This is a genomic window from Brevibacillus humidisoli (assembly GCF_020923435.1).
GTDB lineage: Bacteria > Bacillota > Bacilli > Brevibacillales > Brevibacillaceae > Brevibacillus_E > Brevibacillus_E humidisoli.
The window spans coordinates 3,349,712-3,362,553 of the sequence record NZ_CP087263.1 but is presented as its reverse complement, the minus strand read 5'-3'; the positions used below and the strand labels follow the sequence as shown (position 1 = coordinate 3,362,553).

At 52.5% G+C, this 12,842-nt stretch carries 12 protein-coding genes; 9 read left to right on the top strand and 3 right to left on the bottom strand.

The window, feature by feature from the left end:
- Position 1 precedes the first annotated feature (1 nt).
- The 4 genes from LOK74_RS16420 to LOK74_RS16405 all read left to right on the top strand — a co-directional run bounded on the left by LOK74_RS16420 (position 2) and on the right by LOK74_RS16405 (position 4,870).
- A complete protein-coding gene (locus LOK74_RS16420) occupies positions 2-1,039 on the top strand; it encodes an alpha-ketoacid dehydrogenase subunit beta (RefSeq protein ID WP_230043097.1) in 1,038 nt (345 codons plus the stop codon).
- Positions 1,040-1,115: 76 nt separating this feature from the next.
- The gene (locus LOK74_RS16415; RefSeq protein WP_230043096.1) at positions 1,116-2,381 is read left to right on the top strand and encodes a dihydrolipoamide acetyltransferase family protein; all 1,266 of its coding nucleotides are present in this window, start codon (positions 1,116-1,118) and stop codon (positions 2,379-2,381) included.
- 15 nt (positions 2,382-2,396) lie between these two features.
- Positions 2,397-3,776, top strand: coding sequence for a dihydrolipoyl dehydrogenase (gene lpdA, locus LOK74_RS16410; protein ID WP_230043095.1), 1,380 nt, complete (start codon positions 2,397-2,399; stop codon positions 3,774-3,776).
- 29 nt (positions 3,777-3,805) lie between these two features.
- Positions 3,806-4,870 carry a 2,3-butanediol dehydrogenase gene (locus LOK74_RS16405; protein WP_230043094.1) on the top strand — a complete coding sequence of 355 codons (1,065 nt, stop codon included), beginning with the start codon at positions 3,806-3,808 and terminating at the stop codon, positions 4,868-4,870.
- Between the two features lie 187 nt (positions 4,871-5,057).
- Here LOK74_RS16405 and LOK74_RS16400 read toward each other — a convergent pair whose 3' ends face one another.
- Positions 5,058-6,533, bottom strand: a complete 1,476-nt coding sequence (locus LOK74_RS16400) for a flavin monoamine oxidase family protein (RefSeq protein WP_230043093.1) — start codon at positions 6,531-6,533, stop codon at positions 5,058-5,060.
- A gap of 272 nt (positions 6,534-6,805) precedes the next feature.
- On the opposite strand from LOK74_RS16400, the gene LOK74_RS16395 reads away from it, so the two are divergent.
- The 4 genes from LOK74_RS16395 (at position 6,806) to LOK74_RS16380 (ending at position 9,727) form a co-directional block, all read left to right on the top strand.
- Entirely contained in the window at positions 6,806-7,258 is a 453-nt protein-coding gene (locus LOK74_RS16395; RefSeq protein WP_230043092.1) for a hypothetical protein, read from the top strand.
- A gap of 11 nt (positions 7,259-7,269) precedes the next feature.
- On the top strand, positions 7,270-7,968 hold the full coding sequence (locus tag LOK74_RS16390) for a TIGR00341 family protein (protein ID WP_230043091.1): 699 nt from the start codon (positions 7,270-7,272) through the stop codon (positions 7,966-7,968).
- A complete protein-coding gene (locus LOK74_RS16385) occupies positions 7,965-8,858 on the top strand; it encodes a DMT family transporter (RefSeq protein WP_230043090.1) in 894 nt (297 codons plus the stop codon). The genes LOK74_RS16390 and LOK74_RS16385 overlap by 4 nt, the downstream gene beginning before the upstream one ends.
- Positions 8,859-9,070: 212 nt before the next feature.
- On the top strand, positions 9,071-9,727 hold the full coding sequence (locus LOK74_RS16380) for a GGDEF domain-containing protein (protein ID WP_230043089.1): 657 nt from the start codon (positions 9,071-9,073) through the stop codon (positions 9,725-9,727).
- Here LOK74_RS16380 and LOK74_RS16375 read toward each other — a convergent pair.
- Entirely contained in the window at positions 9,715-10,755 is a 1,041-nt protein-coding gene (locus tag LOK74_RS16375) for an anthranilate phosphoribosyltransferase (RefSeq protein ID WP_230043088.1), read from the bottom strand. The two genes, LOK74_RS16380 and LOK74_RS16375, sit on opposite strands and share 13 nt — an antisense overlap.
- Positions 10,756-10,757: 2 nt before the next feature.
- Positions 10,758-11,339 (bottom strand): ANTAR domain-containing response regulator, encoded by a 582-nt coding sequence (locus tag LOK74_RS16370; RefSeq protein ID WP_230043087.1) that lies wholly within the window; start codon positions 11,337-11,339, stop codon positions 10,758-10,760.
- Between the two features lie 278 nt (positions 11,340-11,617).
- Between LOK74_RS16370 and LOK74_RS16365 the strand changes: the two genes are divergently transcribed.
- A complete protein-coding gene (locus LOK74_RS16365; RefSeq protein ID WP_230043086.1) occupies positions 11,618-12,832 on the top strand; it encodes a nitrate/nitrite transporter in 1,215 nt (404 codons plus the stop codon).
- Positions 12,833-12,842 lie beyond the last annotated feature (10 nt).

The window sequence follows — 12,842 nt, the reverse complement described above, 5'->3', positions numbered from 1 at the left end:
GATGGCAAGAACGATCAGGTTTTCCGGAGCGATTAATGAAGCGATGAAGCTGGCTATGCGAGCTGACGAGAACGTCATCCTGATGGGAGAAGACGTAGCCGGCGGGGCGCAGATCGATCATCTGCAGGATGATGAAGCGTGGGGAGGCGTACTGGGCGTTACCAAGGGGTTGGTGCAAGAGTTCGGCCGTGATCGGGTGCTTGACACGCCGATTTCCGAGGCAGGCTATGTCGGCGCTGCGATGGCGGCTGCAGCTACCGGCCTACGCCCGATTGCTGAACTGATGTTTAACGATTTTATCGGCAGCTGCCTGGATCAGGTGATGAATCAGGGAGCCAAATTCCGTTACATGTTTGGCGGGAAAGCGGAAGTTCCGGTTACAATCCGAACCATGCACGGGGCAGGTTTTCGCGCAGCGGCACAACATTCGCAAAGTTTGTACGCCTTGTTCACCCATCTGCCGGGTGTTAAAGTGGTGGTTCCCTCTACCCCGTATGATGCCAAAGGCTTGCTGCTGACGGCGATTGCCGACAACGATCCGGTCTTTTTCTTTGAGGACAAAACGCTGTACAACTTGACAGGAGAAGTACCCGAAGGCCATTATACGATTCCGTTAGGAAAAGCAGACATTAAACGATCAGGCAAGGATCTGACGATTGTGGCGATTGGCAAGCAGGTTCATACCGCCTTGGAAGCTGCCGACATGCTTGCCAAAAAAGGCATAGAAGCAGAAGTGGTTGATCCACGCAGTCTGTCGCCTCTGGATGAAGATACGATCCTCGCTTCTGTGGCCAAGACGAATCGGTTGATCGTGATCGATGAGGCGAATCCGCGTTGCAGCGTTGCATCCGATATCGCTGCGATCGTCGCGGAAAAAGGTTTTGATACGCTGGACGCGCCGATTAAGCGAATCACGGCCCCGCATACGCCCGTGCCGTTCTCGCCACCGCTTGAGGATCTCTATCTGCCCTCCCCGCAAAAAGTACTGGAAGCTGTCTCCGAGTTGATTGGCGACGCTTCGATCATGGCTGTTTCCTAATCCATCATGGGCGTTCCCCACTTGGGATGCTGGGAGCGCCCGCAACTCAAACGAACCAAGGAGGGGAATCAACGACATGGCAGCGGAAGTAATCATGCCGAAACTGGGGATGTCCATGAAAGAAGGGACTGTGACCGCCTGGAAAAAGCAGGTCGGTGACCAGGTGTCCAAGGGAGACGGCGTCGTCGAGATCAGTTCCGAAAAAATTGAAATGGAAGTAGAGGCACCGGCAGACGGCGTTTTGCTCCACATTGCAGTAGCGGAAGGGGGAACCGTTCCCTATGGAACCGTACTCGGCTACATCGGACAACCTGGCGAAAAAATAGAGAAAACCGAACAGGCGTCGGATAGCGGAAAGGCGGGGCAAGCGGCTGGCGAGAGCGGTAGCGCAGGAGAAAAGACAGCGGAGGCTGCCACAGGCCAAGAACAGTCTGCATCGGCACCCGCAGCCAAGAAAGCCAGCGTCGGCGGTCTCAAAATCTCGCCTGTTGCCAGAAAAATGGCGGAAGAAGCAGGGCTGCCGCTCGACTCCGTCGTGGGAACGGGTCCGCAAGGCCGCATCACGAAAGAGGATGTAGAAAAGGCACTTGCAGCTAGAGAACAATCAACTGAGACGGCGCCTGCGGATACGGCTTCTGTCGCAGCCCAGGAATCTGTGGAGATCACTCCGGTTGCCGGCATGCGAAAAGTGATCGCCACCCGCATGCACGAAAGCTTGCAGCAAAGCGCGCAGCTGACTATTACGATGAAAGCGGATGTGACGGAACTGCTGCAATTGCAAAAACAACTGACGGCAGAAGTGCAAAAACGATATGAAAAGAAACTGACCGTCACCGATTTTATCGCTCGTGCCGTCGTGCTTTCACTGGGGAGCCACAAGCAGATCAACAGTGCTTACCTCGACGATCGGATTGAAACGTACGGCCACATCCACCTTGGGATCGCAGTCGCGCTGGAGAAAGGCTTGATGGTGCCAGTGATTCGTCACGCCGAACAGCTTTCGCTGATCCAATTGTCGAATGCGATCAAATTGGTAGGCGAGCGTGCTCGCAGCAACCAGCTGAGCAGTGTAGAATTGAAAGGCTCTACCTTCACCATTACTAACTTGGGCGCATACGGCGTAGAGTTTTTCACTCCAGTCTTAAATCCGCCAGAGGCGGGGATTCTCGGTGTCGGCGCGATCGAGGATGCCGCTGTTTATCGGGGAGGGGAATGGCAGCAGCGCAGCCTGCTTCCGCTCAGTCTCACGTTTGATCATCGGGTACTGGACGGGGCCCCGGCGGCTCAATTCCTCGGAACGATCAAACGTTATCTGGAGGAACCGTACAGCTTGTTATTGTAAGCAAGGAGGGAGCCTGTGAATACGGTAGGAATCATCGGCGGCGGGCCGGCGGGATACGTAGCTGCGATTGCCGCGGCCCGCAGAGGTCAGCGAGTCATCCTGATCGAAGAAAAGCAGTTGGGCGGGACGTGTCTCAATGAAGGATGCATCCCGACGAAATCGCTGTTGGAAAGCGCGGAAACATACGAAAAGGTAAAACGCGCCGCACTGTTCGGAATCGATCTGCCAGAAGCAGAGGTGGCGGTAAACTGGAACGGCGTACAAGATTACAAGCGCCAAGTGATGAAGAAGCTTGTCCAAGGTGTCGGCTATTTAATGAAAAAGAATCAAATCGAAGTGATCCAGGGCAAGGCATCATTTCGAAGCGATCGACTGCTGCAGGTGGAGAAACAGGACGGGGAGGTGCAGATCGAGGCGGATCGCGTGATTATTGCAGCTGGTTCGGAACCGATTCAATTGCCGTTTGCCCCCTTTGACGGGGAATGGGTGATTCACAGCGGGCACGCGATGTCGCTGCCGGAGGTTCCCGCTTCTTTGCTGATCGTGGGGGGAGGAGTAATCGGCTGCGAGTTTGCCAGCATCTACAGCAGGTTGGGGACAAAGGTGACGATTGTGGAGATGGCCGAACACATCTTGCCGGGTGAGGACCCTGATATCGCCGCCGTGCTGCAAAAGCAGCTCGCTGCCTTTGGAGTGACCATCTATACTCAAGCGGCGTTACAAGAACTGCAGACCGAGACGAAAACAGCTTTTGTACAAAATGGAGATGGAGTGGAAGAGATACGGGCAGAGTATGTCTTGGTATCTGTTGGCCGGAAACCAAGACTGCAAGAACTAGGGTTGGATCGAATCGGTGTGCAGTACGACAGACATGGGATTCAGGTAAACGACTCGATGCAGACAAGCATTCCGCATATTTACGCCTGCGGAGATGTGGTTGGCGGCGTTCAGCTTGCCCATGTCGCATTTCATGAAGGGGAAACAGCCGCTCTGCATGCCAGCGGCATAGATAGAAAGGTGAGTTATCACGCCGTTCCCCGCTGTATCTATACGTGGCCGGAGGTGGCCGGTGTAGGGTTGACCGAGCGGCAGGCGAGGGATCAATACGGAGAGATTCAGATCGGCGAGTTTAGCTTTTCGGCTAATGGGAAAGCGTTAATTCTGCATGAGGCAATCGGCAAAGTGAAAGTGATCGTCGAGCCGGTGTATCAGCAAATCGTAGGCATGACCATCGTCGGACCGCGCGCGACAGAGTTGATCGGCCAGGGATCAGTTATGCTGCATACGGAATTGACGGCAGATACGATGGAAGGCTTCATAGCAGCCCATCCCACCCTTTCGGAAGCGGTCTGGGAGGCGCTACAAAACGCAATCGTTCAAGCGCTTCACGGTTAAAGAATCCTAACAATGGGGTGAAGTCGGAAATGAAAGCAGCACGATGGCATGGGATTCGCGATGTGCGGGTAGAGGAAGTGCCGGAACCGCAGATCCAACCAGGGATGGTCAAAATTCGTGTTGCCTGGTGCGGGATTTGCGGAACGGATTTGCACGAATATCTTGCCGGTCCGATCTTTTTACCCAATGAACCTCACCCGCTGACCAACGAAATCGTACCACTTGTCCTGGGTCACGAGTTTTCCGGTGAAGTGATCGAAGTGGGGCAAGGCGTCACCAACGTTGAGGTGGGAGATCGGGTTACGGTTGAGCCTATTTTGTCCTGCGGAAAATGTATGGCGTGTAAAAACGGTTGGTACAACGTCTGTGACCACATTGGCTTTCATGGATTAAGCGGCGGTGGCGGCGGCTTTTCCGAGATGACCATGGTAAAGGCGGAGATGGTGCACCGATTGCCCGCCGAGTTGACCGATGAACAGGCAGCTTTGATCGAACCGGCGGCCGTTGCCTTGCACGCAGTCAGGCAAAGTCAATTGAAAGCGGGGGACACCTGTGTCGTCTTCGGAACTGGACCGATTGGTCTGCTTGTGATTCAAGCGGCACGAGTGGCGGGAGCTAGCCGCATCATTGGTGTGGAAATATCGGAACACCGGCAAAGAATGGCCTTGGCATTTGGAGCACATGATGTCTTTGACCCAACGAAGGAAGACGTGGTGCAAGCGATTCAAGAGAGAACAGGTGGCGGCGCCGACGTCTGTTTTGAAGTGACGGGTATGGAGCAAGGATTGCTCAGTGCTATCGAGAGCGCTCGCACAAACGGCCAAATCGTCATCGTGAGCATTTGGGAGAAGCCAGCATCGATACCGCCCAATCAGTTTGTGCTCAAAGAGCGCCAAATGAAGGGAGTCCTCGGCTATCGGGATATTTTCCCTTCCGTCATTCAACTGATTGCAGAAGGAAGGTTTCAGGTTGATGGTTTGATCACGAAGAAAATCCGCTTATCTGATATTCAAGCAGGCGGGTTTGAGGAATTGGTAAAAAACAAGGGCCATATTAAAATCCTTGTTTCCCCTAAACCGTTTGCCTCTGTTTGATGTTTGCTTGTTTCCACGGTAGATGCTTCCTTCCGTTGGTAAAAACGGCCTTATCGTCTTGATCCTCCCCTGTCAAGTGCAGGCGCGCAAATAAGCTTTGGATTCTGCCGAGCCCGGTATTGTATACCGGGCTCTCAGATTGCGGATAAAGCTGTTCGATCCAAGGGAGTCCACTTTCTTCACTACCTCACTCGGCAAGCAGCGTTTGCGGCAGGTTATTTACTTGTTGGGCTACCCGTATACCGGATTCCACCGCACCCTGGATCCACCCCCGATAATGGGAGGTATGCTCGCCGGCAAAATAGATGCTGCCTTCCGGTACGGAGAGATAAGGAGACAATTCTGTCTCCTGTCCTGGTTTAAACATGGCAAAAGCTCCTGCCGCAAACGGAGACTGTGCCCAACTATAGGATGTTCCAGTGACGAATTCTCCGCGGATTTGATTCCCGTGAATCACAGCGAGATTCTCCAATGCTTGCTGTACACGATCCTGATCACTGAGTGCATTCCAAGGCGCAGTGTCATCTTCCCACGTATAGCTGGCCAGGACGACTCCGCCGCGATCTCCAAACCCATGACTGGGGTAATAGGCGAAGCGAATCGGCAAATCGGTTACGGCCTGCCCACCGTATATCCCCTGCTCCTCCCAGAACCTGTTTTCAAACTGAATCCCAATTTTTGAGGCGCCAACATAGTGAAGTTGGTGGATCGCTTTCCATTTGTGGTAGGAAAACGCATCGTAGGGATCAACCTCTACCAGGTTCAATAATGTGAACGGGATGGTGATGATGGCAACGTTGCCGGTGATCTCAACAGATTGCGAGGTACTCGTATGTGTACTTTGGATTATTACTCTATCCGGCTGCTGGATGATTTTCCTCAGCCTATGTCGGAAGAGGATGTTCTCTTTCAATTGAGGAAGAAACGATTTCGGGAGTTGATCATTCCCACCCGTGATCTCATAAAATCGCGTTTGAGGTTGGAAGATGAGGAGCTCTCTCAGTATCTCGAGGAAGGCCAGTTCCGGGAACCCCTCTACGGCCAGTAGCACCTTAATCATGTCGATTGCACCGACAGATAGGGAGCGGTGATAGGGATTGCAGCTCAGATACAAATCCATCGAGTACATATCAAAGGCTTTCACGATCTCCCAATAATGCTGCGGGTATTGGTTGATCAGACGGACGACTGGATTCGTGGCATAATCCACCAGTACGCTTGCCGTTTTTCCGCGTTCCTCGGGGGCGACTGGAAACCGGAGGATGTCCGGATTGCGTTCATACTCCATCCGTCGGGTCTTGATTCCGTTCACATACAGTGGATCACGGGGAGTGCTGTTGATAAATAGGTTAATGGGCAGGCCGAATTTCTGAATGTAGGCCAAAGTAAGGTAATGGAAATGGGGAATCCGCATAGCTCCAGCATCGAGGTAGCGACCCTCCGTAAAAGGAGACCGCAGCGTGTAAACACGTCCCCCGACACGATCAGATGCTTCCAGGATGATCACCTGGTGACCAGCTTCTTTTAGCAGTGAAGCGGCGACCAGTCCAGCCATGCCTGCTCCAACAATGATGATTTTTTTCGGGAAATGTGTCTTTCCCAACCCATTCTGGATCATCTTGATCATCTGATGGAGTGTCGAAGGATTCATGTTGCTTAGCATCAACGTTCCTCCTCGCCATGCAGTTGACGATACTTGATTTATGTTATTCGTTCACTCTATCGAGTATGTTACGACTCTCGGCATGGGAGGAAACGAGAATCGACGAGGCGTCTCGCGGTCTAGACAGCGGTTGACTGAATAAATCGCGAGGATAAGTAGGTGCGCGAAAGGTGATAGGCGATTCAACAGGGTATGCAGTAGGCCAATGGCTGGGACGTATAAAGAGTGGAAACCCTAGTATACAACAAGGCACCTAGGAAAGGGTGAGAAGGTTGTCGCTGCAATTGATTGAAGCATATGTACCGAGCCATTGCTTTGCTGCGATTGACCGAAAGGTACAAAGCTTCGATCTCGTCTCATACTGGATAACGAAAGAAAATGAACAGCAGAAGTTGATGCGAATATTGGTGAAAACAGAAAACGCAGAGGAGATTCTCAACTATTTGGAGAGTGTGACCAACCGGACAGAAGGGTTTGAGGTGATGCTGTTTTCTGTGGAATCGTATATGAACAGAAAACAGGAGAGTCAAGATAAACGGGATCAACAGCGTGCAGAGAAGGAAGCGATCAAGATCCAACGGGCCAGCCGACATGAGCTGTACGAAGAGATTGGGGCGAAAAGCGGGCTAGACGTGGCATATCTGACATTTGCCCTGCTGGCTGCGATTGTGGTGATGATCGGCCTGTTAAAAAACAGTGCGGCGATTGCATTGGCGGCATGGTGATCGCCCCGCTGTTGGGACCGGTTATTGCGCTGGCGTTTGCCTCTGTCCTCGGTGATTTTCGAATGGCTTTTCGTTCATTTGTGACCATCGCCACGGGTGGGCTGCTGGTTCTGGCACTGTCGATTGCAGGGGGAACGATGGTCGGGGTTCCACAGTACAGCCAGGAGTTTACCGCACGGACGACAGTCGATATGTACGATTTGGTGTTGGCCTTGTCTGCCGGGGCAGCGGGTGCCATCTCTATGCTGAAACGATTTTCTGGTGCTTTGGTCGGGGTGATGGTCTCGGTCGCTCTGCTGCCGCCCGTGGTCGTGCTTGGAATGACGCTGGGGGCAGCGATGTGGTATGAAGCGTATGAAGCGATGCTGCTGCTGTTCGTCAATATCAGCAGCATCCTGTTGTCTGCGGTGATCGTATTTATCATCTCCGGAATTCGCCCTGTTGAGCAGGAGCAGGCCGAGCGGGCCTTCGTCTCAAGAATGTATGCATTGCTTCTGATCGGTGTCATCGTTCTGCTGCTCGTACTGGCGATGATATACAGCCATCCATGGAGTTACACCGCTGAGCCAGATGCAGTCATCCGGACTGGCTATGATCATGAAATCATATTTCGACAGGCATGGAGAGATCCTTCAGCTATACTTGGTACATACAGAGGTGTCGGTAAACATCAGTTGAAGAGATTGCAAGAAATGGAGAGAGAAACATGAATCCTATCATGTACATGGGTCTCGTTCTGTTGACCACTTCGCTTATGGGTTCCTCCTTTACCGTTGGCAAGATGGGGTTGGCCTACATGTCCCCGCTTCTGTTGGCGGGATGCCGCTTCACGCTGGCCGGCCTGTTGATGGCAGTCTGGGTGATGAAACGACCATTGCCTGCTTCTGCCCCTGATTGGGCGAGAATTTGTCTGATCGGCTTCTTTCAAACAGCTGGTGTAATGGGCTGTATCTTTTTAAGTCTGCGGACCATCACGGCTGGGGAGAGTTCCATCCTCACCTTTATCAATCCACTTCTGGTCGTCATTTGGGGTACGCTGTTTCTCGGAACCAGATACCGCTTCAGCCAATGGCTGGGGGTTCTGATTGGATGCGTCGGGGTAGCGGTTACCCTTGGGCTTCATCTGCAGTGGAAAGCGGGAACCATCCTGGGGCTGGGCTCCGCGGTTTGCTGGTCAATCGCCACCATTTTGATTAAGGTGTGGGGGGATCGATTTGACGTGTGGGTGTTGACGGCTTATCAGATGTTGTTTGGTGGTCTGCTGTTGCTTGTGGCAGGGGCAACCCTAGAGCCAACGAAGCTGACCATCACCCCAGCATCTATGTTGATCGTTCTCTATCTTGCCATCATGGCCTCCATTGTTCAGTTTGCCGTGTGGTTTTACTTGTTGCACCGAGGTGATCCCGGCAGGACCAGCGCGTTTCTCTTTTTAGCCCCGTTTTTTGGAGTGCTCTCGGGCTGGATGATACTGGGCGAAGTGGTGGAGTGGTATGTATACGTGGGGGGACTGCTTATATTCATCGGGATCTTTCTGGTCAATTGGACAGCTGCGGGGCAGAGGCAGAACAGCCGGAGTGCCGCTAACATGACCGGCCGTTGAATCAAGCGATATCAGCAAGAGAAATTTTCGCTGCAAACCGCTTTTTTCTGTAGCAGGCAGCGTATAATCTGGTTTTGCAACAGTGGAAAGAAGGGAATGGATTGAGGAAAAGGCCATATACGATTTCTTCTACGTCATATGGAAAAGCAGATTCGCTGCTGGTTCGCCCACATGGCACATGACAGTCAGGCAGAAAAGGAGAGTGGGTCGATATGAGATACAAAGGAAGGACTACAGCAGTCAGTCTGGCCATCTTCACCCATTCTCTTTTTGTGGTCTACTTCACCTATTCCTTAGGAGGACCAGTGCATCCAGTAGGGATACTCGGTTATCCCGTATGGTTCTTTTTGGCCTACTGGATAGGGAGGAAGTTCGATCAAGCAGCATTTCTGGCGGAAAAAGACATGCTCACCAATTTGTATAATCGCAGGTACATGATTCAATCATTCGCCAAATTGACTGCTGCTGCCAACAAAGCTGGAAAAAAGTGCTTTGTCTTGATGATCGATTGCGACAATTTCAAATCGATCAATGACCGATATGGCCACCAAACGGGCGACGAAGTGCTGGTAACAATTGGCGAGGTGCTGATTCAATTTGCAGGCAAGAACGATTTGGTCGCCCGCTGGGGAGGCGATGAGTTCCTATGGATCGGGCACTACTCGAGTGAAGAGAGATTGCGACAGATACTCCAAGCAGTGGAACACGATTTGTTGGTGATGACAGAGGTACTGAAAATTCCGGTTTCTCTCTCGATTGGTACGGCGATCTATCCCGATCAAGATGACGATCTGCATGGCTTGATCAAGATTGCCGACCGCAACATGTATCGCTGCAAGACAAAAAAATCGAAGTGTCACGAGAGGTGAGTCGGCCGACTTGACCCCGTACAAACGGTATTCAGCCATCGGTGGTATTGTTCCAAAGCCAGGCCTGCATCAAGGGCATGGCTGGCCATCTCTACCCCTTCAGCCAGTGTGTCGGCGTGTCCGGCACCCCAGAGGCGCAGGGCGCTGTTGAGCAGTACCAGGTTGTGATAAGCTTGCTCTGCTTCTCCGTTCAAAACCGCTATCGTCGTTTGCAGTTGACGTTCCGCAGTCCAGATCACGTCCGGGAGCTCAGTCTGCAAGCCGAGCAGTGCCGGTTCAACCATATACGGCTCGCTATGCCCCTCCTGGATGAGCAGGGTACGGGTCCGTCTGCTAACGGTTACGTCTTCTGATCCTTCCATGCCCTGAACGACGATCCCTCTTTTTATCCCCAGCCTGATCAGCAGCTGTGCGGCTTTTTCCAAAGCTGTGCCGTGAAATACGCCTACAGTCACAGAGGACGGATCAGAGAGGCGCAGCAGCTTCTCCACCGTATTGAACAGGGTCCGCACGCCAATCTCCATCCGTAGAGGACGAAGCCGATGCAAAGCGGGACACCAGTCCTCCGTAGGGATGAACAGCACTCCACTTTCGGCAGCGGCCAGGCAGAGAGCCTTCTTGTTTTCAAACGGGATGTGGAGCAGCCGCATCACATCCAACAGGGTCACTCCCCACTTGGGTGGGAGGGATGGACTACTGTGAAGCGTGACCGGCAGGCCGCAGGCACTTAGCACGAAGGCAGCCGGCAGCGTAACCAGAAACGATGCCCGACGTCCGTCATAAGGACCGGCACAGTCGAGACTGGTCGGCATCGGATACAGAAAAGCATCTCGTCGATACACATCGATAAACGCCAATATCTCCTCTACCGATTCCGTCTTGATCCGCTCTGCCATCAAGAATGCGCTGATTTGTGCTGTTGTCGCCGTGCCGTTGAGAAACATCTCCGCAGCCATAGCAGCCTGGTCATAGGTTAAGTCTTTCGCTCCCCGTTTGCCACGGCCCACTTCTTTCAGCAATTCGAACATAGTCACTTCCCCCTTTTCGCGGGTTCGTCGTGAATCAGCCGATACACATTGACAATCGAGCGCGCTACATCCACCATTTTTTTTCGTTCGTTCATCGCTTGTTGGCGCAAGAAGGAATATGCCTCATCTTCAGAGAATTTCTTTAATTCACAGAGAATACGCTTAGCTTGATCGATCCATTTTCGCTCCTCGAGACGAAGCTGCAAATACCTCCGCTCCTGTTCAAACTGCAATCGCTGCGCATAATGAGTGGCGCCAACCTGAAACGTCCATTTGATCTGCTGTGAATTCATCGTGGGAAAGAGTAAGCCGTCGCAGGTGATGGCGGCTGCTGCATCGGGCAGAGATTGTTGTTCGCCGCACCACCAGAAGAGAGGCATGTCACAACGTTCATATAGCGGGCGACCGATGGTGGAGAAGGAGGCAAATGGGGCAGCAACGACGATGGCCTGCACTTCTGCCATGTATTTTGCAGTCTCTTCTTTCATCGTGACATGTGTTACCGAGTATGCTGCAGATTGCAGACTTTCGGCGATGGGCTGAACGGGCAGAGACTCGGTAATGATCAGGATGGAGTGTATCAATGAAACATACCTCCTGCCGCAGTTTGATGTTATATAATATAACATCAATTCTAAGGATCTGTCTATCTCTATCGGGTTAAATGCGGGATTGTGAAGTTTTTCATTACATTCAGTTGACATATGTGATGGATCGTCATAAACTGTCAATATCAGGACTAAAAACTTCAGATCGTACGGCTAAAGATACAACGGCGTATCTTTCATTGGCAACGATGCCTGTCTTCTATGGGGGAGATGGGCATTTTTTTATGACAAAGAGACAAGGAGGGAGAGATTGGATGGATCTTGCTGGTTTTCGAAAGAGTGGTCACTGGCCTAGTTTGTTGTCAGCTTTTCTCTATTTTGATGTCAGCTTTATGGTTTGGGTGTTGTTGGGAGCGCTTAGTGTGTTTATTGCTCAGGACCTTCAACTGACGGCCACACAAAAAGGGTTGATGGTGGCGATCCCGATCCTGGGTGGTTCCATCTTTCGCATTTTGTTCGGGCTCTTGTCCGACAGGATCGGTCCCAAGCGTACAGGCGTGATCGGAATCTGTCTGACACTGGTGCCGCTTTTGCTGCTTTGGTTGTCCGCTCGTTCGCTTCCGGAGCTTTATGCCTACGGTTTTCTCCTGGGGATTGCCGGTGCCAGTTTTGCCGTGGCGTTGCCGATGGCAAGCCGCTGGTATCCTCCCCAGTATCAGGGATTGGCTTTGGGCATCGCGGGCGCGGGGAATAGCGGGACGCTGCTGGCTACCTTGTTCGCTCCGCGACTAGCCGAATATTTTGGCGGATGGCAGCCCGTTTTTGGTTTGGCGATTCTGCCGTTGCTGCTGGTCCTCTTGGTCTTTGTGCTGATGGGCAAAGATGCCCCAGGCAAGCCTGCGCCCATTTCGTTGTCTGGGTACCTGGATGTATTGCGCTGGAGAGATACATGGCTGTTTAACTATTTCTATTTCATTACGTTTGGCGGATTCGTCGGCATGTCCAGCTTTTTGCCGATCTTTTTCCACGACGTGTACGGCATAAGCAGTGTGCGTGCAGGAGATTTTGTGACACTTTGCGTGCTGGCGGGCAGCTTCTTCCGCCCGATTGGCGGATGGATTGCCGATAGACTGGGCGGTGTACGGGTGCTGATTGTCATGTTTTTGCTGATCACCCTCCTGCTCGGTACAGCTTCCCTGCTGCTCCCGTTTTTGGCGGAGTTGGTTTGTTTGTTCCTGTTGATGGCTTGTTTTGGACTGGGAAACGGGGTGGTGTTCCAACTTGTTCCGCAACGATTTTCAGCCCAAATCGGTATCATCACCGGAATTGTAGGCGCCTGCGGGGGAGTGGGAGGGTTTTTCCTGCCATCGCTGCTGGGGCTGATGCGGGATTTGACCGGAACATACGCGGTTGGATTAACCGTACTGACCGGTATCGTTGCAGCGGCTCTGCTGACCATGATGGTCGTCGGGGAACGGTGGCAGCGGCAGCTGGTAGTTCCCTCGCGCAAGTTTGAATCGGCTACTTAAAACGAATGGA